Origin of the sequence: Lujinxingia vulgaris, from assembly GCF_007997015.1 — a bacterium.
GTDB lineage: Bacteria > Myxococcota_A > Bradymonadia > Bradymonadales > Bradymonadaceae > Lujinxingia > Lujinxingia vulgaris.
Genome location: NZ_VOSM01000002.1, coordinates 712,154 through 734,353 on the forward strand (window position 1 = coordinate 712,154; position 22,200 = coordinate 734,353).

Consider the following 22,200-nt stretch of genomic DNA (forward strand, 5'->3'; position numbering starts at 1 on the left):
CGACGTGAGGTAGGCTAACTCAACAGGTGAGGCGCCCCGAGACGCGAGTGGGGCTATGGTGAACCAGAGCGCCCGGGGTAGCAAAAAAATTGCGTATCGAAATCAAAGAAGCGCGCACGTCATATCCTCCATCGCGCAGAGGGCTTCGCTGACGCGGACCACATCCACAAGTTCGGCGACGTCATGCACGCGCACGATGTCGGCGCCGGCGAAGATGCCGCAGGCCACCGTCGCCGCAGTCCCCATCAACCGATCGTTGGCCGCACGCCCGGTGACCGCGCCGATGAGGCTTTTGCGGCTGGTGCCCAGCACAATCGGGCAGCCAAGCTCACGAAGTCGGCCCAGCTCGCGGATAAGCCGGAAGTTTTGAGCCACACTCTTACCAAACCCAATGCCCGGATCGAGGAGCACGCGCCGGGGGGCGATGCCCGCGTTTTGCGCCACACGCAGGCGATCTGCAAGGTGTTCGATGACCTCTGCGACGATGTCGCCCTCGCTGAGATCGTCTTGCATGGTCTGCGGGCGGTCGCGGGTGTGCATGAGCACCACCCCCACATCGTGGTTGGCGATGACCTCGATCATGGAGACGTCAAAGGTCATCGCGCTGATGTCGTTGATGATATGGGCGCCGGCGGCGATGGCCTGGCGGGCGACCTCGGCCTTGTAGGTGTCGACCGAGAGCCAGGCGTCGGTGCGCTGTGCGAGCCCCTCAACGACGGGGATCACGCGGCGCAGCTCTTCCTCCAGGCTCACAGGCTCTGCGCCGGGGCGCGTCGACTCGCCGCCGATGTCCAGGATGTCGGCGCCGGCCTGCGCAAGCTCAACGCCGTGGGCGATGGCGCGATCGGCGTCGAAAAATTCGCCGCCGTCGGAGAAGGAGTCCGGGGTGACGTTGACCACGCCCATGATGTAGGCGCGGTTGCCAAAGGGCAGAGCGCGCGTGCCGACCTCGAGGGTCGGCACGTGTGCTCTGGGCCGGGGGGCTGCCAGAAAAGCCATGGTTACTCAGCCATCATCAGGTGTTGGACGGCGCCAGGTTCGGACCCACCGGCGGGACCTGCTCTTTGATCTTGGAGGCGAAGCCGGTCTTGGGAGCCTTATCGGCCTCCTCAGCTTCTTCGGCCATCTTCTTCTGGCGTTCCTCGCGGATCCAGTCGAGTTTGCCCTCTTCGGCCAGGTAGCGGATCTCGTCGGCGTCGAGCGCCTCAAACTCCAGGAGCGCTTCGGTCATCAACTCAAGCAGCTCGCGGTTCTCTTCAAGCAGCTGGTAGGCGTGCTGGTAGGCCTCTTTGACGATGCGGCGCACCTCGGCGTCGATCTCACGGGCGAGGTCTTCGCTGTAGGGGCGCGTGGTGCTGAGGCTGGCTTCCTGCGATTCGCCATAGAAGAGCGGGCCGATCTTCTCGCTCATGCCCCACTCGCAGACCATCTGGCGGGCCAGGTTGGTGGCGACCTTGATGTCCTGACCGGCGCCGGTGGTGAACTGGTTGTAAATCAGCTCTTCGGCGGCGCGACCGCCCATCATCACCGCGATGCGCTCCAGCACGTAGTCGCGGTTGAGGTTGTAGCGATCTTTGGTGGGAAGCTGCTGGGTCACACCCAGGGCGCGACCACGCGGGATGATCGTGACCTTATGCACCGGATCGGTGTTGGCCTGTCGCAGGGCGACAATGGCGTGGCCCGACTCGTGGTAGGCGGTGACGGCCTTCTCGTCGTCGGTGAGCACGATGCTCTTGCGCTCTGCGCCCATCAGGACCTTGTCTTTGGCCTCTTCGAAGTCGATGGCCTCAACGCGATCTTTGTTGGAGCGCGCAGCGAGCAGGGCGGCTTCGTTGACCAGGTTCTCAAGATCCGCACCGGAGAAGCCCGGGGTGCCGCGGGCAATATCTTTGAGATCGACGGTCTTGCCAATCGGGGTGCGGCGGGTGTGGATCTTGAGGATCTGCTCGCGTCCACGGACGTCCGGCGGGGCGACCATCACGCGGCGGTCGAAGCGGCCCGGGCGAAGCAGCGCCGGGTCGAGGACGTCGGCGCGGTTGGTCGCGGCGATGAGGATGACGCCTTCGTTGGACTCAAAGCCGTCCATCTCGACGAGGAGCTGGTTGAGCGTCTGCTCGCGCTCATCGTGCCCGCCGCCCATGCCGGAGCCACGGTGACGACCGACGGCGTCGATCTCGTCAATGAAGATGATGCAGGGGGCGTTCTTCTTGCCCTGCTCAAAGAGGTCGCGAACACGCGAGGCGCCCACGCCCACAAACATCTCCACAAAGTCCGAGCCGGAGATCGAGAAGAAGGGAACACCCGCTTCGCCGGCCACACCGCGCGCCAGAAGGGTCTTACCGGTACCCGGCGAGCCCATCAGCAGGACGCCTTTGGGGATGCGACCGCCCAGACGGGTGAACTTCTTGGGGTTCTTGAGGAACTCGACGATCTCCTGGAGCTCCTCTTTAGCCTCATCGATGCCGGCGATGTCGTTGAAGGTGACTTTGTTCTGATTTTCGTTGAGCAGGCGCGCCCGCGACTTCCCAAACGTCATCGCGCGGCCACCGCCGCCGCCCTGGAACTGGCGCATAAAGAAGATCAGGACCATCACCAGCAGAATCAGCGGGATGGAAGTCACAAGGATCGTCTTCCAGACGCCGTCTTCGTCGGCACGATCAAAGGAGAACTCGATCTGCTGGGCAGCGAGCATGTCCTGAAGATCTTCGCCCACAGGTCCGACGGTGTTGAATTCGGTTTTACCCTCGTGGTGCTCCCGGGCGAACTCCTCGGAGAAGGTGCCCTTGACCTCGAGGTCTTTGATGGTGACCTCTTCGACCTGCCCCGTCTCCACCGCATTGCGGAACTGACTGAAGGAGATCTCGGAGGAGTCGATGGAGGTGTCGGTCATGATGTTGAAAACCACCACGACCATGATGATGAGAATACCCCAGATCAGTGATGCGCGGAGGGGGATCTTGTTGAGCACGTTTGGCCTCGTCGAAGTCGAGTATATGGCGAGCCATTAAGGGGCAAACCTGAGCTGGCGCGCGGGAGTCCGGCGGGGGCATGAAATGCGGGCGGCCGGACCGACAAGCTATAACACCTCGCATAAGGGCGTTCAACAGCGCAGCCTGCGCTTGAGCTTCCCTGATGCGGGGCCGCGGATGATGCGAGCGGCGTCGATGGGGAGAAGGGATTTTCAGGGGGTGTTATTTCCGCTGCCATTGAAGAATTGCACTCAGGGCGGCGGAAGGGCGCACGATCACCTCCAAAACTTGCCTGCTGGCGTGTGTTGGATCCGGGGGGAAAGAGGTGGAGAGGCCGGCGATCCAGATCAGGTCGTTGGAGGCGTCGGCGACACAGGGCCAGCACCAGCGCGTGTCGGCCCCGATGCGCGCGGCCTGAAAGACCGCGCTGGCTTTGATCTTCTGCGGGGTGCCATCCTGGCGAGTGCGGGTGAGCGTGTCGCCGGGGAGGTAGCCGCGCAGCGTGAGTGGATGATGTGCGGCGGGGGCCGGGAGCAGGCAGCGCCAGGGGCGCGCGGGGTGGTCGGGGGCGGCCTGCGCCCGGGGAAGGATCGACCACCGAACGTGGGAGCCCTGCCAGTCGAGTGCACCCCGAGGTGTCGCGGCGATCTTTATTGGCGATGCCGTGGGGTGGAGTCGATCGCGCCCGCCCCGCTGACGGGCGGGGAGCAGCGTCAGGCGGCCGTGGCTCGCGCGGACCAGAAAACCCGGGGCGCTGAGATGTTTCGGGGTGATGGAGAAGGCGTCGGGCAGGAGCGCTGCGATGCGCTCTAGGGTCTCGCGGTCGAAGGCGGGCGCGATGCGCAGGATGACGCGGAAACAGAGGGCGCGTGGGGCGCTCAGGAGCAGGTGGGCATCGAAGGCGTGTGTGTCGGGCTCCAGCGCCGGGCGTCGAGCGCGTGTTTCGAGCTGATTTGCAGCGTGCTCGGCGGCCTCATGCTCCGACTCAAGGTTGGCCAGCGTGCGGCGCGCCGGGCTTAACTCGCCGGCGATCGCTCGGAGCTGGGGGGTCACCTGCTGGCGGATGCGGTTGCGCAGGTAGTGGTCGGTGGCGTTGGTGGGGTCGTCGACCCAGGTGAGGTTGCGCTCACGTGCATAATCTGCGACCTGGCGGGCTGAGGCGAAGAGTAAGGGGCGGAGCACCCGCAGGTTGTGATGTTCAATGCGAAGCGTTGCGTCTTCTTGCAAGGTTGCCAGGCCATCAAGCCCGCTCCCGCGCAGCAGGTTGATCAGCGCGCTCTCCAGGCGATCGTCGCCGTGATGGGCGGTGAGCACTGCGCGGGCGCGGTGAGCTAATGCAAGCTCGGCCAGCTTGAGGTAGCGGGCCTCGCGCGCCTCGCCCTGGCTTGTGACCTGGCCCGCAGTGAGGGTGACGCGCTCAAAGCATAGCCCGAACCTGTGGGCCTGCTCCTCGCAATGCGCGGCGTCACGCGTGGAGCTCTCCCGCATGGCGTGATCGATATGCGCGGCCACCAGGTTCAGTTGAAGTGGCGTGGCAAGTCTTCGGAGAAGATCGAGTAAGACGGTGGAGTCGCGCCCGCCGCTCCAGGCAAGAAGCAAGGTGTCGCCCGCGGTGATTCCGGCGCGTTGCAGCGCGTCCTGGACGCCCGCGACGAGGTCATCGTCGTTGCCTGAAGGAGAGGTTGGCATCGCGCGTGGCTCAGTCTTTTGAGAGCGAGTCGACAAAATGCTTAAGCGCGCCGGGGGGCACCGCCAGGCCGACCTCGCCACGCTCCGGGTGGCGAAGCGCGTTCAACGCTACAAGGCGTCCGGTGTTGGAGAAGAGCGGCGCGCCGAGGATCGCGGTCGATGTGGTGGGCAGGTAGAACTGAAAGGCCTCGTCCAACGTGCGAAGATCGTGGATTTGCACCGGCTCAATGAGCCCCGGGCGCTCCGGGGAGTAGGCAAAGATCATGGGCGGGGCCGGTCGGCTGGTGTCATGGAGCGGCCAACCGGATTGAGGCCGGCTGCGAGCTTCCGCCTCGTCGGAGACGAAGCTCAGGTGAGCCAGGTTGAGGTTGGGCTCTCTACGGTCGGCGCGAAGCTCGATGAGCACATCACCAACTTCTTTTAAGAGATCTTCGATGCCCTCGCCGGAGGGGCGGCTTGTGCCGGGGGAGGGCCGGCTGGCCAGGGGAATCCCGTGCTCGCGCATGGCGGCTGCGGTGGCGTCGTCGATGAGGAAGATCTGCTTCGCGTCTGTGAGCCAGTCGGATGTGCTCATCAGGATCGGCGCCCGGTCAGGGGCCGGCTGCACCCAGACGGCGTGTCCGATGTAGACCATCGGTACCTGCCGATAGGGCCGCGGCGGCATGACCAGCGCCATGATCAGCGAGGTGCGTGTGTTGGCGATGGCGCGCAGGCGCTCCAGCTCTTCACGATTGAGGGGGCGAGGGAGGTCGGCGCTCTCGGCGGTGGCAATTTCAGGGCGCCCCAGGCCCGGGGTGATCTCGCTGAGCTCATGCGGACGGATGCGCTCGATGCGGACATCCTCAAAACTCTGCAGCTCGCCGGGTTTGACGCGTTGCAGGGGCTCGGACTCCTGAGCAAAGGCCGAATTCGCCACCATCGAACTCGACACCATAATGAGGCAGAGGGCAAGGGGCAGGGGACCCGGGCCTGCAATAGAAAAGCGTGAACGTGTGGTTGTGAAGATGGATGCCATGCTCAACTCGTCGCGTATGTCGCGGGCCACGCCCCGTACTGAGGGCGACGGTAAAAGACGCAGAGGTGCTTCGCAAATTCTAAAGGTGATCAGGTTGCGCGATGACGCAGCGCATCGTGTTTTGTCAGCAGGGTTGATGGTGTGGTGTCGTATGATGTAGGTTTTACGCGGTGTTCCGGTGATGGATGACCCTTTTGAAGGGGTGCTTGACGCCGGAAAACGCAAAACGTATCTTCCCTTGTCCGCTTTCTGAGCCCGATTTCGGGTATACTGAAGCGGTGTTCGGGCCGACCGCGTCGGCGAGAGTCGTCGCACCACGTGCGGCCAGATGGTGATAAAACCGAGTGAACGGAGCTCCTGGTGAAGCCGAAGAATCATAACCTGCGCGTCGCGCTAGTCTGGAACGGGACGATCTATCAAGAGTTGACGTTCACCAAAGATAGCGCGCCTAAAGTCACCATCGGTGAAGACGATAAGAACGTCTTCTCGGTCCCGGCGCCGGGGCTTCCCGCCTCGCTTGAGGTGTTTGAGCGTCAGGAGTCGGGTTATAAAATCCGCCTCACCGATAAGATCGAAGCGGCGCTGCACATCGATGACGAGGAGTTTGACCTCGAAGAACTCATTGATGAGGGCAAGGCTACCAAGTCCGGGACGGTAAGCACCGACGAGGGCAAGGCCACCGTCTATGAAGTCGACCTGAGCTTTGGCGACTGGGGCGTTCTTAACCTGGGTAACGTCAACATCTTCTTCCAGCTCGTTGAGCGTGGGGAGGCGATTGTCGGGACCAGCCCCAAAGAGATCTTTGATGGTCCGCTTTCGGTCTCGTTGATTGTGGCGGCGATCGCGCACCTGATCTTCTTGATCACGGCGATGATGCAGCCGATTGAGCCCGAACTCACCGATCTTGAGGTCATGGACCGCTTCGCGCGCTTCGCGGTCGATGATGTCGACGCGGCGCTTGAGGAAGAGGAAGAGGTGGAAGAGCCCGCCGAAGACACCACCGGCAAGAAAGCCGGCGGCGAAGAGGGCGAGTTCGGTGACCCGGATGAAGAAATGCCTGACTCCAAGATTCCGAAGGTTGATGGTCCGATGGTCGACGAGATCGACGTGAAGAACATCGGTGTGCACGAAGCGCTGAGCAACAACATCATCAGCGACGGCCCGCTGGCCAACCTCTTCGGTAACTCGGAAGGTTTTGATTCCAAGATGAACGTCGCCATGAGCGGTGAAGGTGGCGAGCTGCAGATTGGTCGCGGCCAGGGTGGCATGGGCATGCGCGGCAGCGGAAGCGGCGGCGGTGGCGAAGGCTTCGGTCGTGTCGGTGGTCTGGGTAAGGTCGACACCGGTGGTGGCAAAGGCACCGGCGCGGCGCTGGGCAAGAAGAAAGAGCGTAAGGTCGAAGCGCGTATGTCGACCGGAGCGCCGGCCGTCGGTGACTTCTGCGACCCGGGCAATATCCGCTCGGTGGTCAGCAGCCGTCAGGCCGCGATTCGTCACTGCTTCGAGCGTGAGCTTCAGACCAACCCCACCCTGAGTGGTAACATCACCGCGACCTGGCGCGTGCAGCTGGACGGCTCGGTCTCCAACGCCGCGATCGCCAGCTCCACGATGAACAACTCCTCGGTGGAGAGCTGCATCACGCGCGTTATTGACCGCCTGCGCTTTGAGAAGCCCGACGGTGGTATCTGCGTGATTAACTACCCCTTCGTCTTCTCGGGCATCGAATAAGGCGTCTCGGGTAGCTCCGGGTACATCTGAATGAAGAAGGCCGCGCCCGGCAGGGCGCGGCCTTTCTTATTTCGATAGGCCAGCGGAGGCCTGAATGAAAACGCCCGCGCTCCGAGTTGGAGCGCGGGCGTTTATCTGGGCGAAATCAACCCAACGCGTTTAGCGGGGCTCCAGGCTGATGGCAACGAGGCCTTCGCGAGGCTCGGTATCACCGGTGGCCAGGAGGCCGTGCTCGTTGCTGCCCCAGCAGCGCAGCTGCTGCGGAAAGCCGCTCAGGGCGCAGCTCACGCCATCGGTGACGGCGGCAAAATAAACGTCCGAATCGGGGAGGCTGACGCTTTGTGGTGTCTCCACGACCAGGGCGTTGGTGTCCGGGACGGCCTGACCGGAAGCGTTTTCGCCCCAGCACATCATCCCGCCGTAGGTCTGGTTCTCAATATTGAAGTCGATGCTGCAGGTGTGGGTGGTGCTGGTGAAGATGGTCCAGCCGAAGTGCCCGTCGGCCCCGATGTAGTGGGGCGCCTCTTCGCTGTCGGGAGCGACAAGCCCGTAGGGTGCGGCGTCATCCCCCCAGCAGTACATGTTGCGATCGTCGTTGCCGAGCAGGACGCCGCAGGTGTGGTCCCCGGCGGCGCTGATATGCTGCCAGGTGAAATTGCGCATGGTGAAAAAGGGCGTGGCAGAGCCGGCGCTGCCGAGCTCGGGGCCGATCTGGTTTTGCAGGTTGTCTCCCCAGCAATAAAGCTGTCGGTCTTCGCGGTGCACCGCGCAGGTGTGCGCATTTCCCAGCGTGATATCGATGGCATAGAAGTCAGCAATGACTTTCACCGGGGAGGGTTCGCGCGGATTCAGGTTCTCGGCCCCGAGCAGGTTGCGGCGCGTCCCGTTATTTCCCCAGCACCAGGTGTCTCCGGCGTTGTCGCGGGCGCAGACGCGGTCCGGCCCCACGCTGACGGAGGACCACTCTCCGGGGATGAGCACAGGGTAGGGGCGATCTTCAAAATCTCCCTGACCCAGCTGCCCGAAGCGGTTGTCGCCCCAGCAGAAGAGCTGATCATCGATGGTGATGGCGCAGGTGGTCTCTCCGGCAATGTCGATGCGGTTCCAGTAGCATGCGGGGGCCACACGGGTTGGGACGCGCTGCGGGTCGAGGGTGCCATCGCCCAGCTGGCCGCGCGCGTTGTCTCCCCAGCAGAAGAGGCGTCCGCTCACGTCGATTGCGCAGGCGTGGGTGGGCGCCAGGGCGACCACGTTTGGAGTGTGGTCGCCAGACTCGGCTGGGCGCTGTGAGGGGGGGCAGAGGGTGGTAAGATCGGGCGGTTGAGGGAGTGCGTCTGCCGTATCGTCCTCGGCGTCAAGGTCGTCAGGCACGGCGGCATCGTTGCCCGCGTCGGGCTCAACGGACGGGCGAGCCTCGCAGAATCCTGCCGAGCAGCGCTCGTTCAAGAAACAATCGGAGTCTTGCTGGCAGGCCACCGTGTCGGTCTGACAGGCAGCGCCCAGGGATAGTATCGGCGCCAGGGCCAGGGGGATGTATCGCGCTCTGAACATCAACATACTCACCGCAGTTAGAGCCATAAAAAGGTGCTCGAACCCCGGCATAGAATGCCAGGGCACGCTGGTCGTACTTTACGCGAATATGAGTGTGGGTCGAGGTTCTAACGGGCGCGATACCCCGGAGAGGTCATTCGCCGCCCAGCATCTTGCTGAGCTCACCGGTGCGCTGCAGGGCCTGAACGTCGGTGAAACCTCCGACCGATTTTCCGTCGATGAAGATCTGGGGGACGGTGCGCTTGCCGCCAGTGCGCTCGATGAGCTCGGCGCGGGCATCGGAATCGTGGGTGACGTCAATCTCTTCGAAGGGGACGTCGAGTTCGCGAAAGAGGCGCTTGGCCATGTCGCAGTAGGGGCAGTACTGGGTGCGGTAGATGATGACTTCGGCCATGGGGGGCTCCGTAATTCAAGGTGAGCGCCGACGTAGGTGCCGGCACCTGAGCTCAATGTGGTTGCGCAAGGGCGCGGGTTCAAGGGGGCGCAGCGGAACGAGCGGGGCGATGCGGCCCTTAAGGGTGATGCGTGGGTGGGATGCCAGAGCGCGCCGAAGGTTTCAAGACGGGATGGTGTCGGCGGGGCGAAGCGGGCAGATGGCGAGGAGCTGTTCTTGATGCAGCAGCGCGGTGGCCGTGCGCAGCGTGTCCAGGGTGGAGAGGGCGGGGAGTTCGGTGCGGACCTGGCGACGAAGCAGCGCCGGCAGGCTGACGCGCCGGTGGGAGGCGAAATGAAGATCGGCGCGCGCGGTGGGAACTTCCGCCAGTTCGCAGGCCAGCTCAAACGCGCGATCAAAGCCGCCAAGCTCGTCGCAAAGCCCCCGCGCCAGCGCGTCGCGTCCGGTGTAGACGCGTCCCCGCGCGTAGCGGTGCAATCGGCGGCGGGGAAGCTGGCGAGCGTGTCCGACGCGGCGCAGAAACATGCGGTAGAAGGCGCGGGCATCTTCCTGGAGGTTGCCGAGGGCCTGCTCGGGCAGGGGGGTCGAGAGGCTCTGGAAGCGGCCCACCGGATCGCGCTCGCGATGCTCCACGTGAAGATCGAGTTTGTCGAAGACGCCGGGCAGCGCCAACTTCCCGGCGATCACGCCGATGGAGCCCGTCAGCGTCTCGGGCTGGCAGAGGATGCGGTCGCAGGCCACCGCCATGTAGTAGCCGCCGCTGGCCGCGACCTCGGAGCAGTAAGCGATGACCGGCTTCTCCCTGCGGAGCCGCTCGATGGCTTCCCAGAGGATCTCGCTGGCCAGGGCGCTTCCGCCTGGCGAGTTGATGTGCAGAACAACTGCACGCACGCGTGGATCCCGGCGCAGGGCGTGGAGCACCGGGAGGACCTCGGAGGGCTCCACGCTGGCTGCGGACTGGCCGGGGAGTTCGGTGCCCGACATCACGATCATGCCGGAGAGGTCCATCACCGCGACGCGCGCCCGGCGCCGGAAGAGCGGGATGGGGCGAAAGCGTCCCGGGTCGCTGGCCAGCCAGTCTTCGGCGCTACGGAGATCGACGGTGTGGTGTGCGGGTGTGTGGGGTGCATCTGCTGACGAGGCGGTGTCAGGGGGGCCGGCGCTGCGGGTTAACTCGGGCTGAGGGATGAAGGCGTGGCGGTGGTCGCCCATGGCGAGGTAATCTTTGAGCTGTGAGCGGTGGAGCTCCGGGCCGACCAGGCCCATTGCCTGAGCGCTGCGCGCGTCCAGCGGCATCTTTGAGACGGTGGCGTCGAGCTCCGCCGGGGTAACTTGAAGCGCGTCGGACTGGCGCACCAGGCGCTCCTGCTCCAGGCCTTCGAGAAGTTGCGTCATCATCAGGCGCTGGGGCGTTGTCCCGTGCGCGTGAATCATGCGGTGGGCGGCCGTCTTAAAGGGGCCGATGTGCACGAATTGAGCGGCCACACCGACCTTCTCTAAAAGCTTCGCGGCGAAGATCTCTTCGAAGCGACGTCCGAAGAGGTAGAGCCGGCCCCCGGGGGTAAGCAGGGTCTCATCGCTCGCGCTTGCCAGGTCGAAGTCGTTGCCGGTCAGCGAGTGGGTATGCACCACGACGCGTTTTCCGGCGCTGCGAAGTCGCACCACCAGCTCGCGCAGGTCGGCGGTGCGCGCGGCTCCCTCGGCGAAGTCGTCGCAGACAAGCACCACACCCCTGACGTAAGGTGAGCTGGCGAGCCGGTCGACGTCATCGCGCAGTTGAAGGTAGGATTCCTGGCGCTGAAAGCGCGCCGCCAGCCCCTGCGCCGGCCCGAAGGCTCGCCGCGAGCCCATGTTCAGGCGCACCCAGAGCTGGCGTCGGCGCGCCAGCCGGCGCCCCAGCTTAAAGAGGAGCCAGCGCCACAGGTAGCGCAACAGGCGCAGGAGATTGAAGACGATGACAAAAGGCGCACGCAGCATAACTCAGCTCATCTCGGGGGCCATCTCACACAGCTTCGGTCAACGTAGACCCGGCCCGGTGCGGTGTCGAGCCGGTGCGATGGTGCTGGTGATGCTGGTCGCGCTGATGGCGGCGCCGGTGGGCTGCGTGACCACCACGGAGTGCGATGAGTACGTGCGTTGTGGTGAGGGTGAGATGTGCTACAAGCGCCAGTGTCTGCCGCAGTGCACCGATGACGCCCAGTGTGAGGCGCCGGCGCAGTGCGTGCCCTGTCAGCCGGAGAGCGGTGCCCTGGAGGGGGACTGCCTTGGCGAGGCGGGGCGAGTGTGTGTGGAGCCGGGCTGAGACCGAGCGAAGGGTGCGCCGATGGCGCGAATGATCGACATCGAGGAGCAGCACAGCCGGCTGCGCATCAGCTTCCCCTACGATCGGGAGCTTGTGGCGGTGGTGCGCACGTTGCCCGACCGCTGGTACGACAAGAACACCCGCAGCTGGCTTGTGCCGCTGGAGCACCTGGCCTTTGTGGTCAGCAAGCTTGAGGCGCATCACTTCAAGCATAGCGAGGGGTTGCGCGCGTACTGCGCCGACAATCAGACGCAGGTCCAGGAGCTGCCCGCGCCGGCGCTGCCCACGGTGCCCGAGGGCACGCTGACCGTGGCCCAGCTCAACCATCAGGCGCGCCTGGCGTTGCGCGAGCGCTTCGCCAATGCGGTGTGGCTGGTCGGTGAGCTGCAGGATTTTGATAAGAACCGCGCCAGCGGCTACCGCACCTTCTTCTTCGATCTTGTGGAGCGGCCTTATGCCGGGGCCAGCGAGGTGGCCCGCATTAAGGCGGTGCTTTTTGAAGACGATCGTCGCCGGGTCGACGAGGTCTTGCGCCAGAGCGCACTTGATGTGCGTCTGCGAGACGGGCTGGCGGTTCGGGTGCTGGTGAAGATCGATCTTTACCCGCAGAACGGGCGTTTTCAGGTCATCGTCCAGGACATCGACCCGCGTTATACCGCCGGCGAGCTGGAGATGAACCGGGAGCGGGCCTTCCGCGCGCTGGAGGCAAAGGGGGTTGCCGACCTTAACCTTGCGCTGCCCCTGCCGGTGTGCCCGCTGCGGGTGGGGCTGATCACGAGCTATGAGAGCGACGCTTACAACGACTTCGCCCATCAGCTGGCGCAGAGCGGCTTTGGGTTTGAGCTGACCGTGCACCACGCCAACGTGCAGGGTGTGCATACCGAGGCGTCGGTGCTGCGGGCGTTGCGTTTCTTTGAGGCGCGGGCTGCAGACTTTGACGTGGTGGCGATTGTGCGCGGCGGGGGCTCACGCTCCGACCTCGCGTATTTCGATACGGAGGCCATTGGTGAGGCTGTGTGTCGCCACCCCTTAAAGGTGATCTGCGGGGTGGGGCACCAGCGCGATGTGTGTCTGCTCGATCTTATCAGCACCTCGACGAAGACGCCTACGGCTGCGGCCGACACGCTCATTGAGCAGGTGGAGCGTTTCTGGTCGACGATGGAAGATCGCTACGCGCGACTCGCGCGCCACGCCACCCGGCGGGTGGAGCGGGAGCGTCAGCGCCTGCGGGTGGCCAGCGCCGGCCTTGAGCGCGATGTGACGCGCGGGGTGGAGCGGGCGCGCTTGAGGGAGGCCCGGGCGCGAGACCGCGTCAGCGCCGCGGTGCGGCGAAGGCTGGAGCAGGCCGAGCGCCACACCCGGCGCGCCGAGGAGCGGCTCGCCCGGGTGGTGGAGCGTCGCACCGACGATGCGCGCCGCGAGGTGGAGCGCGCCTCGCGCGGGCTATCGTTGAGCGCGGTGCAGGCGCGACTTCGCCGACGTCTGGATGAGCTTCGCGATCGCCAGGAGCGCCTCGATCGCGCCACCCGAGTGACGTTACGGCAGGCGAGGGCGCAGCTGGAGTTTGCCGAGGAGCAACGCCGGCTGCTCGACCCGGCGCGCGTGCTCTCGCGCGGCTTCGCGATTGTGCGCGGCCCACAGGGCGTGGTGCGTAACCCCGGTGAACTGGCCGTGGGCGAGCGTTTTGATGTGGAGCTCGCCGGCGGCCGTCTGGCGGCGACCCGCGCTCCTGACCCCGATGCATCACCGCACGATGATGCCTTGCAGCATGACAAACCATCTTCAACCGGCATCGACCCGGCCGACGATACGACTTCTGAGGAGACCCCATGAACGACACGACGACGCCCCCCGAGCCCCTCAGCTACGGTGAGGCGATGGAAGAGCTCACCCTCATTCTCGCCGCCATCGAAGGCGACGCCGTCGACCTCGATGAGCTTGGCGAGCGGGTGGCCCGCGCCGCCGAGCTCATTCGCATGTGCCGCGAGAAGATCGATCAGACCGAGTTCCAGGTCCGCACGATCATCGAAGAGCTCGACGGGCGCGACGACGACTGAGCCTTAGAGCACCTCGACGCGGAACTCGGCGAAGACGCGGAAGCGCGCGGTTTCGGTTGGGGCGCTACCGGAGGCGTCGCTGCTCAGGCGCATGCCTTCTTCGATGTAGGGCTTGAGGTTGACGCCCTCTTCAATCTCCAGGGAGAAGTCGGTAGCGCCCTCGGGGGCCGGGTTGCGCCAGGCGAGCTCCACGGAGGGGAGGTCGGAGCCACTTTGTGTGGACTCGATGGTGATGGTGACCTCATCGATGAAGTCGAAGTTGGGCTCCTCGCTGTCGTCTTCGAGAGCGAAGGTGAGGTCGGTCAGGTAGACGGCCTGCGCGCCGTCGGCGTCCTGGGCCTGAAGTTCTTGCTCAAGATTCACCGTCAGCGGGATGCGCGTGGGGAAGAGATCGCCCAGCCCGAGGAGGTTGCCGCTCTGGCCCTGAATCTCGATGACCTCGCTCTCCTCGTTGATGGTAAAGGCGGCGATGCCGCAGGCGCTGAAGCTGAGCATCAGCAAAACGACAGCGCTCAGGAGAAGAAGGGCGCGACTGGACATTGAGGGTGTGGAGAACATCATCAAAGCACCGCTGAAAGAATGGGAGTGGGATCGATGAGGCGTTTTAGCCGCCTCGTGCTTTAAACAGGGTGCGCACGCACCCATCGCGATGCAAGTTCGGGCGGGAGACCTCCCTCGAAGAGGGGGCGCAAGGCCGCTTGTCACATAGGGTTACGAGCGGTAGAGTTGCCCCGATTTTCCGAGGCCCAGACAGGCCCGAATGAGGACCCTACCTGCATGAAGTTCTACTGCGACAGTTGCCAGACCAAGTACTCGATCGCCGATGAGAAGGTTCGAGGCAAGGTTCTGAAGGTGCGCTGCAAAAAGTGCAGCCACATCATTACGGTACGCGAAGCGAGTCGACCGGTGGCGAGCGCGCCGCCGGCCGCACCGGGAGCGCGTGCGCTTGCCTGGCATTATGCCATCAACGGCCAGTCCTTTGGTCCGATGGCCGAGGAGGTGCTTCGTCAGAAGGTCGCCTCCGGTGAGGTGGGTGACGCGGCGTACCTCTGGAATGAGACGTTTGGGGACTGGAAGCCGCTTCGCTCGGTCGCGGAGTTTGCCGACGCGCTCGGGCAGGCCCAGGCGGCCAGGCCCTCTCCGCGCACCATCGGTGTGAAAGAAGCGCTCAGCGCGGTCAGCGCTCCGGATGATGCGGGGTTGGGGCTCGGGGCGGAGCCCAGCTTCACCGAGGCGGAGCCCAGCGAGTCCGAAGATGAGGGCGACGCGACCGTCGTCGATCTGAACCGCTCCGAGGTGCTCAAGGCCGCGGCCGCGCGTCAGGCCGAGAGCGCCGATAAGGCGGTCGAAGGCTTTAAAGCAAGCCTGGAGTCGCCCGCTGAGGACTCTCGAAAGGATCGTCTCGCAAAGTTGCGCGAGCGTCTGCACCTGGACGACGATGAGCTTGAAGACGACAACGAGGTCGCGCTCGATGCGGGCGCCTCGAGCGCTGATGAGGGCGTGGATCTGGCCCTGGGCGACACGCTCGACGCTGGCGAAGATGGCGCGCAGGCGCATGGCGCAATGCCTTCGGAGCACGACGGGCTTTTTGGTGGCTTTGACGCGGCGAGCGCCCCGGCTTCGGTGAGCTCTCCGCCGCCGGAGAAGAGTGAGGCGGCTCCCGCCAAAGAGGATCAGCCTACCGATGCGGTGCCTTTCTTCCCCAGTGCACCCAAGCTCGGCGATCCGAAGGCGACCTCATCGAGCCGTCTGGAAGAGATCACTGGAAGTTTGCTGATTCAGCTCAACTCCATCAAAAAAGACAGCCGCAAACGCATGATCTTCTTCGGCGCAGCCGCGCTGGTGTTGGTGTGCGTGGTTGCAGGAGTCGGCTACGTGGTGGCGACCTCCGAGTCGGCTGAGGTTGTGGAGAGCGGTCCGAAGGTTCGTTTCGATAACCTGGGCCAGGCGCCGAAGTTCAATAAATACTCCAAAGAGCAGGCCGCCCGCGCGACCAGTATGTTCGTGATCGAAGAGGATATCGTGATCTCCCGTGAGGAGGGGCGCGCGGCGTTCGAGCAGGAAGAACAGGCCCGTAAAGCCGGTAAGAGCGCCGATGAGATTCGTCGCGAGCAGATTGCGCGCGCCGAAAACAACCCGCGCCTCCTTCCGAAGATCGATGCCAACGCGCTTCGCCTGGAGGGTGGTTCGACCGAGGGCGCGCAGATCGGTCGTGGGACGTCCAACTCCGGCATCAATCGTGACGGTGTTGGGGCGACGGCCGGTGGCTTTGAGGTGGGCGGACTTGCCGGCGCAGCCGAGGCGAACGTCGCCGACGATCGTTTTCAGCGCATGGCCGCACTCAAAACCGAGTCCAACCGCGAGATCTATCGCCCGCACGCCGATCTGGAGGCCGGGCGTAAGGCCAAGGGCCCCCAGGGGCTCTCGCCGGAAGAAGTCGCGCAGGGCTTTCGGACCGTCTCGCAGAGCATCGGCCTGTGCCGCGAGCGCCATATGTGGCGCGGCGGCACCATCGATGCGCGACGCATTCACCTGACCCTGCAGGTTCTTAACACCGGGCGGATCGGGCGCATCAAACTGGAGCCGGATTCGCTTGAGGGCACCGAGTTTAGCCGTTGCATGAACACGCACCGCGACCGCTGGAGCTTCCCCAGCTTCAACGGTGAGCCGATTGAGGTTCGCGCGCCCTTTGTGTTGCAGTAACCCGACACATCGTGAGTGTGTTGAAACAAAAACGCCCGGCTCGTTTGAGCCGGGCGTTTTTGCGTGATGTCAGGTTCAAGTCGTCGCAGAAGAGGTCCCTTCAAGGGCGCGAAGCTCGTCACGCAGAAGTTCCAGGTCGACGGCGGTGAGCCTATCGTTGTGGGAGGCCAGGTGTGCGGCGGTGCGCTCGATCCAGGCGCGAGCCTGCGAGGTTGCGCCGGCGCGCACGAAGTCTTCGGCGATCTCAAAGAGAACCTCGGCGAGCTGGCCGTCGGGTTCATCGCCCAGGGCATCGAGGTAGAGGCGGTCGGCTTCCAGGGCATCGCCCGCAGCCAGGGTCAGCCAGGCGCGTGCGCGGGCAGGGGTGAGGGGGAGAGGCTGAGGCAGCGCGGCCGAGGTTTCGACCATGGCGAAGGCGTCGGCGAGGCGTCCTCCGCGGGCCAGGGCGGCGGCGCGTTGCAGGGCGATCTCGCCATAATGAAGCGCCGGGTGATAACGCTCGCCAGAGAGGATGGCATCGGTCAGGCTCAGGAAGTCGTCGATGCGCTGAAGTTGCGCGCAGCGGCGGGCCAGCCCCCAGCGCTCCAGGTCGCTTTGAGCCTCATGGAGCGGAAGTTCTCCACGCGCCTCCCAGCGCAGCCACCGGTCATGGCGAGCGGCCTCGCCGATGGAGGTGACTTCCCATGCGTGGTAAAGGTATCCGGCTTCGTCGTTGAGATAGTCGGAATAGTTGTCGCCAATCGATGGCGCGAAGTCGTCGGACATCGTTTAACCTTTCGGGGCATTGAGAAGACCCCACAGAACGCGCTCTTCGCGAGGGCGCGCGCAGAGATGAGGCAGGGATGCAGCGAGTGATGCTCTACTTCAAAGGCGTATGCATGGGCATCGCCGATATCATCCCCGGAGTCAGCGGCGGGACGCTGGCGTTGATTCTGGGAATCTACACCGAGCTGGTCCATACGATAAAGGGGCTCAACCTGAGGTGGGTGGCCCCCCTGGGGAGGTGGTTGACCCAGGGCAGAAAGGACGAAGACTGGCGCGCGCTGCTCGCTGCTCTGGAGCGTCTGAACCTCGTCTTCCTGATGATTCTCGGCGCGGGGATCGCCACGGCCATCGCCGTCGGCGGGCTTGTGCTCCCGGGGTTGCTGGAGCGCTACCCGGAGGTGATGCGCGCGCTCTTCTTCGGGCTGATCCTGGCGAGCGTGCCGGTGCCCTTTAGGATGATCGAGTTTCGCGACGGTTCCATGAAGACGGTGGCCGCGGCTGCTGTGGTGGTGGGGGTGGTGGTGGGTTGGGTGCTGACCAACCCTGCCACGACCTTTGAGACCAATATGACGTGGACGGAGGTCAGCTCTCAGGAGCAGACGATGCGCGAGGTGGTGCGCGAAGAGCCCAGCGCCTGGGCGACCGAGCAGGTCTTCTGGGCGCCGGAGAATGCGCCGCTGCGTGAGGTGATGGACGCAACCTACCCCGAGATGCAGCTGACGCCGCCGGATGCCGACGCCGCGCGGGATAAAGATGCGGTGAAGGCGCGCAGTGAGGCCTATGAGGCGTTGATCATTCCGGCGGGGACGCCGGTGAAGATCCCGCAGCCGGCGCCCTGGTACATCTTTGTGGTGGGCATGATCGCTATCTGCGCGATGATCCTGCCGGGGATCAGCGGGTCGTACCTGTTGTTGATTCTGGGCGGCTATTATTTTGTGCTCAACGCGCTTAAAGGCGTGATCACGGGGCTTGCCTCGGGGAGCCTTCCACTCAATGCGACGATGTATGTGGGGCTCTTTATGGCCGGGGCAGCCATTGGCATTTTGAGTTTCTCGCGGGTGTTAAGCTGGTTGTTGCACCGTTTCACTGTGCCCACGCTCGGCGTGCTTGTGGGGCTGATGCTGGGCTGTCTTCGGGGCATCTGGCCCTTTCGGGGGATGGCTGGCGGCTACGTCGTCAACGTGATGCCGGCCGGAGTCGACGCGACGGTGGTCGCCTCGATCATAGCCGCGCTGGTGGGCGCGGTGTTGGTCACGGTGTTGGGTAAGGTGGGAAGCGCGCATCAATCTGGCTCGTTGCAGAGCTGAGGTCGCGGCAGAGGAGTCAATCATGGAGATCAGCGCACGCACGATGTACGGGCTTCGCGCCCTGGTGACGTTGGCCGGGGCGAGAAGTTGCGAGCCGATGAGTATTCAGACCATCGCCGACGAAGAAGAGCTTCCCGGGAAGTTTCTGGAAGGCATCATGGCCGATCTGAAGCGAGGTGGTTTTGTGCGCAGCAAACGTGGGGCCAACGGCGGGTATATGCTGGCCAGGCCGGCGAGCGAGATCACGCTGCTCAGCGTGATCCGCCACCTCGACGGGCCGGTGGCGCCTCTGGGCTACGAGGACCGCACTGCGGCGGCCGAAGGAGAGCTCACCGAGCGCCAGCGGGCGTTTGGGCCGGTGTGGTGTGAGGTGCGCGACGCGACGATTCGGGTGTTGGAGCGTTATTCGATTCAGTCGATCGCCGACAGCGTGCCGGAGCTTCGTCTGGAGGATTTTCGGCCGATCTACCAGATCTGAATCCAGGGTTGCGAAGCTTGAAAAACGAGAGCGCGCTCGCCAGTGGCAAGCGCGCTCTCGTTTTTTCAGGTGTGTGCCGGTGAGGCCCGGCGCAGCTCTCAGAAGTTCGGCATCTCCAGGTAATCCTGGCGGATGTTCTGGCCGACGTAGAGGGGCTCGCCATCTTCGTAGATGCGCAGGTAGAGGTTCACAAAGCGCAGCACCTTTTTGGCGTAGCCGCGGGCCTCGGCGTAGGGGATCTCCTCGATGAACTCATCGAGGGGGATCTGGTGGCCGCGCATCTCCAGCCAGGCGCCCACGCGGTGGGGGCCGCCGTTGTAGCCGGCGAAGGCGAAGAGCTCCTGGCCGTGGAACTTCCGCACCAGGCGACTGAAATAGAAGATGCCATGGGCGATGGCGTTGTCTTCTTCGAGAAGATCGTAGGGGCCGAAGTCTTCGTCACCGAAGAGATCTGCGATCTTCAGGCCGGTGCGGGGGATGACCTGCAGAAGCCCCAGGGCGTCGGCGCGGCTGAGCGAGTCGGGGTTAAAGGAGCTCTCCACCAGCATCAGCGCCCAGATCATGTAGGGGTTAACGCCGTGTTTTTTGGCCAGGGGTATGACTTTTTCGGGGAAGGCGCGGGGGTAGGCCATCATCCAGTAGCGGCGGGCCTCGCCCTCGGGGGCGCGGCGCAGCCACCAAGTGTTACCGAGCGCGTGGCGACGGACCAGGTGGTAATCACCCACCTCCTGAAAGGCGTGGACCAGCACAGTGTCAAGACGGCGCCGGCGGTCGAAGATGGCCTGCTGGCGCGCGATCTGGTCGCGCCGCTCCGAGGCGGTTGTGGCCACCGGGAAGCGCAGCTCATCGGACTCCATGCCCCAGAGTTGGGCTTGCTTACGGGGAGGGCGGTTGTCGATGTAGTAGCCCCAGCGGTGGTAGGGGAGCTCCACCGGGCGAGAGCCGGCACGGGCGCGTCGCGAGATGCCGCGGAACTCCAGGCTGACATCGCGAATGACGCGGCGGGCCTCGGTGGTCCAGCCGGCCTGCCACAGCCATTGGGCGCGCTCCAGGTTGGGGAAGAGCTCGCCGGCTTCTTCGACGGCGCGGGCCAGGCCGCCGCGGTGGGTGTCATCATCGTAGGCGGTGATGGCTTCGGGCACCGGCCCGATCATCTCGCCGCGGGCGTAGTTCACAAAGGCCATGTCAGAGCCGTTGCGACCTCCCCAGTAGATGCGGGCCTCGGCGTTGTAGCGCACGCGGCCTGCAGGGTGGGTGAAGTCCACCTCCCCGGTGGGGACACGGGCCTGGGGGGCATTGCGATCGTCGAGGCCGGCGATGTTGTCGCGGTCGGTGTCGTCGATCTCATCGCGGGAGGTGTCAGGCTCGACGCCCAGAAGTTGCGACGGGGCGATCAGGGGGCGACCGGGGTTCCAGGTCAGGCCAACTCCGGGGGCGACCATCGAGGGCGTTGTCACGCAGCCGTCGTCTGCCGGATCGCAGGGCGTGGCGTAGTAGGGGCCGGTGTCGGTGCGGCGTACCGGACCGTCTTCGGTGAGCGCGCCGGAGAGGGGCGTGGCGCGCGGATCCTGGTAGGACGCGGGAGCCTGGCGAAAGCCGTAGAAGGAGGCCTCGTCGAAGGCGTCGAAGACCGCATCGGAGCTCTCGACGACCCGCTCGGCCTGGACGAAGCCACCATCGCTTCCGGCGCGCTGGCGAAGGTCGAGAAGGCGTCCTGCGGCCTGAAGCCCGTAGTAGCTTGTGGGGTAGGCCTGGGCCACGTCGTCAAAGACCAGCGCGGCCTCTTCGTCGTTGCCGCTGCGCTCCAGGGTGCGGGCGGTCCAGTAGAGGTATTTGGCGCGGTTCTGGCCGCTGGAGCGATCCGCCAGGCGGCGCAGGTTGTCATACGCCTCGTCGAACTTGCCGCTCTTGTAGAGCAGGTAGGTGTAATGCCAGCCGCGCTTGCGGTAGGCGCTGTAGAGACGATCGTAGGCAGCGAGCGCCTCGGGGTAGCGGCCGTGCTGCTCATAGAAGCCCGCCAGGGCGCTCACAAGCTCGCGGGTGGGCTCGCCGCGGTAGAGGGTCTCCAGGGCCTCAATCGCCTCATCGAAGCGCCCCAGGCGAGCCAGGGCGAAGCTGTGGAAGCGGTAGAGGGTGCGCTTGCTCATGCCGGCTTCGTTGCCCGCTTCAAAACGCCGCCGCGCCTCCTCGAAGTAGGGGAGTGAGGCTTCAAACTGGTGGCTGTAGTAGCGGTTCAGCGCGATCTCGAGCGTCACTTCATTCTCGAAGGCGGAGTCGCCGCTCTCGGTGGCGTGCGCTTCCAGAAGGCCGGTGAAGAGCTCGTGGGCCAGGGGCCAGAACTTGTCGACGCGAAGTTGTCGGAAGCGTTTGAGAAGATCCTCGCGGGGGATCTCGGGGATCGCCACCCCTTGTGCTTTGAGCGCGTCGAGGCGCTCCCGGGCAAGCTCACCTTCCTCTTTGTAGGGAAACTCAAACCAGGCCAGTTGGTAAGCGCGGGCGGCGTCTTCCGGGCGATCGATCTCCTCGAAAGCGCGCCCCTGCAGGTACAGAATGATATGGCGACGCGGGTAGTCGGGGAAGGTCTCGGCGATCTGGGTGAGCACGGGCGCGGCCTGCTCGTAGCGCCGGGCGGCCATCAGAGATTCGGCCTGGGCGGCGCGGGCGCGCCACATCATCGGGCTGTCTTTGGCGTCGTAGACCCGACCGTAGGCCCGAGCGGCCTCTTCGTGGCGCTCGAGTTCACTTAAGTTGAGTGCGCGCAGGTAGTCGACGTAGTCGTCGATGGGCGTGCTGCCCTCGAGCGCGTCGAGCCGGGCCAGCGCGGCGGCGTGGTCCCCCTGGTGGTAGGCCAGGTAGGCGCGCTGAAAGCGGGTGAGGTTGAGTGCCTCGTCCGCCTCACCGCACTCCGCGTTAAGAAGACCATCGAGCGCGGCGGCCGCTTCTTGCGGTTTTTGCCAGAGCAGCGCCTGGCGGGCTTCCTCGCGCACCAGGGTGGCCGAGGAGCAGCGCTGTGCGGCGCGAGACGCCGCCGACGTGGAGCGCTCCAGAAGCTGGCGGGCCTGGTCCAGCGCGGCGTGGCGCGGAGCCGGGGGCTGTCCGGCGTGCGCCATCGTGTCGACGCGGGATTCATCGTCCTGAGCAGGTGCGGAGCCGGCGCCGAAGCTCAAAAGGGCGATCGCGACAGTAGCCGCCAGCGCTCCCGCAGCCAGCCGGGGGGCAGGGGGACGTCGAGTCATGGAAAC

At 64.9% G+C, this 22,200-nt stretch carries 17 protein-coding genes; 7 read left to right on the forward strand and 10 right to left on the reverse strand.

From position 1 onward, the window contains the following. Window positions 1-102 precede the first annotated feature (102 nt). From folP to FRC98_RS06445, 4 genes are all read right to left on the reverse strand, one after another. Window positions 103-963, reverse strand: a complete 861-nt coding sequence (folP, locus tag FRC98_RS06430) for a dihydropteroate synthase (protein WP_230467340.1) — start codon at window positions 961-963, stop codon at window positions 103-105. 52 nt (window positions 964-1,015) lie between these two features. Further along, window positions 1,016-2,968 carry an ATP-dependent zinc metalloprotease FtsH gene (gene ftsH, locus FRC98_RS06435; RefSeq protein WP_230467341.1) on the reverse strand — a complete coding sequence of 651 codons (1,953 nt, stop codon included), beginning with the start codon at window positions 2,966-2,968 and terminating at the stop codon, window positions 1,016-1,018. 223 nt (window positions 2,969-3,191) lie between these two features. Then, complete coding sequence (tilS, locus tag FRC98_RS06440; RefSeq protein ID WP_146980455.1) at window positions 3,192-4,658, reverse strand: tRNA lysidine(34) synthetase TilS; 1,467 nt, start codon at window positions 4,656-4,658, stop codon at window positions 3,192-3,194. Window positions 4,659-4,668: 10 nt separating this feature from the next. Then, window positions 4,669-5,577: a hypothetical protein gene (locus tag FRC98_RS06445; protein ID WP_230467342.1), complete on the reverse strand. Its 909-nt coding sequence runs from the start codon at window positions 5,575-5,577 to the stop codon at window positions 4,669-4,671. A gap of 456 nt (window positions 5,578-6,033) precedes the next feature. Between FRC98_RS06445 and FRC98_RS06450 the strand changes: the two genes are divergently transcribed. Beyond that, entirely contained in the window at window positions 6,034-7,401 is a 1,368-nt protein-coding gene (locus tag FRC98_RS06450) for an AgmX/PglI C-terminal domain-containing protein (RefSeq protein ID WP_146980457.1), read from the forward strand. 159 nt (window positions 7,402-7,560) lie between these two features. Here the strand turns inward: FRC98_RS06450 and FRC98_RS06455 are convergent, their stop codons facing one another. The 3 genes from FRC98_RS06455 to FRC98_RS06465 form a co-directional block, all read right to left on the reverse strand. Beyond that, the gene (locus FRC98_RS06455) at window positions 7,561-8,952 is read right to left on the reverse strand and encodes an RCC1 domain-containing protein (RefSeq protein ID WP_230467343.1); all 1,392 of its coding nucleotides are present in this window, start codon (window positions 8,950-8,952) and stop codon (window positions 7,561-7,563) included. Window positions 8,953-9,085: 133 nt separating this feature from the next. Then, window positions 9,086-9,346: a glutaredoxin 3 gene (gene grxC / locus FRC98_RS06460; protein WP_146980459.1), complete on the reverse strand. Its 261-nt coding sequence runs from the start codon at window positions 9,344-9,346 to the stop codon at window positions 9,086-9,088. A 162-nt stretch (window positions 9,347-9,508) separates the two neighbouring features. After that, complete coding sequence (locus FRC98_RS06465; protein ID WP_146980460.1) at window positions 9,509-11,323, reverse strand: S49 family peptidase; 1,815 nt, start codon at window positions 11,321-11,323, stop codon at window positions 9,509-9,511. 79 nt (window positions 11,324-11,402) lie between these two features. Here FRC98_RS06465 and FRC98_RS06470 point away from each other — a divergent pair, with 79 nt between their 5' ends. Genes FRC98_RS06470 through xseB form a run of 3 tightly spaced genes read left to right on the forward strand, consistent with a single transcriptional unit; the run spans window position 11,403 to window position 13,705 of the window. Further along, window positions 11,403-11,648, forward strand: a complete 246-nt coding sequence (locus FRC98_RS06470) for a hypothetical protein (protein WP_146980461.1) — start codon at window positions 11,403-11,405, stop codon at window positions 11,646-11,648. A gap of 21 nt (window positions 11,649-11,669) precedes the next feature. Next, a complete protein-coding gene (xseA, locus tag FRC98_RS06475; RefSeq protein WP_146980462.1) occupies window positions 11,670-13,481 on the forward strand; it encodes an exodeoxyribonuclease VII large subunit in 1,812 nt (603 codons plus the stop codon). Continuing rightward, window positions 13,478-13,705, forward strand: a complete 228-nt coding sequence (xseB, locus tag FRC98_RS06480; RefSeq protein WP_146980463.1) for an exodeoxyribonuclease VII small subunit — start codon at window positions 13,478-13,480, stop codon at window positions 13,703-13,705. Before xseA ends, xseB begins: the two co-directional genes overlap by 4 nt. 3 nt (window positions 13,706-13,708) lie before the next feature. On the opposite strand, the gene FRC98_RS06485 is transcribed toward xseB, so the two are convergent. Continuing rightward, window positions 13,709-14,266 carry a hypothetical protein gene (locus FRC98_RS06485; RefSeq protein ID WP_146980464.1) on the reverse strand — a complete coding sequence of 186 codons (558 nt, stop codon included), beginning with the start codon at window positions 14,264-14,266 and terminating at the stop codon, window positions 13,709-13,711. 216 nt (window positions 14,267-14,482) lie between these two features. On the opposite strand from FRC98_RS06485, the gene FRC98_RS21360 reads away from it, so the two are divergent. Further along, on the forward strand, window positions 14,483-16,408 hold the full coding sequence (locus FRC98_RS21360; protein WP_230467344.1) for a GYF domain-containing protein: 1,926 nt from the start codon (window positions 14,483-14,485) through the stop codon (window positions 16,406-16,408). Between the two features lie 75 nt (window positions 16,409-16,483). Here FRC98_RS21360 and FRC98_RS06495 read toward each other — a convergent pair whose 3' ends face one another. Then, complete coding sequence (locus FRC98_RS06495; RefSeq protein ID WP_146980465.1) at window positions 16,484-17,173, reverse strand: hypothetical protein; 690 nt, start codon at window positions 17,171-17,173, stop codon at window positions 16,484-16,486. Between the two features lie 77 nt (window positions 17,174-17,250). Between FRC98_RS06495 and FRC98_RS06500 the strand changes: the two genes are divergently transcribed. Continuing rightward, entirely contained in the window at window positions 17,251-18,480 is a 1,230-nt protein-coding gene (locus FRC98_RS06500) for a DUF368 domain-containing protein (RefSeq protein ID WP_146980466.1), read from the forward strand. Between the two features lie 22 nt (window positions 18,481-18,502). After that, window positions 18,503-18,958: an RrF2 family transcriptional regulator gene (locus FRC98_RS06505; protein WP_146980467.1), complete on the forward strand. Its 456-nt coding sequence runs from the start codon at window positions 18,503-18,505 to the stop codon at window positions 18,956-18,958. A 98-nt stretch (window positions 18,959-19,056) separates the two neighbouring features. Here the strand turns inward: FRC98_RS06505 and FRC98_RS06510 are convergent, their stop codons facing one another. Continuing rightward, a complete protein-coding gene (locus FRC98_RS06510; RefSeq protein WP_146980468.1) occupies window positions 19,057-22,194 on the reverse strand; it encodes a tetratricopeptide repeat protein in 3,138 nt (1,045 codons plus the stop codon). Between the last annotated feature and the right edge of the window lie 6 nt (window positions 22,195-22,200).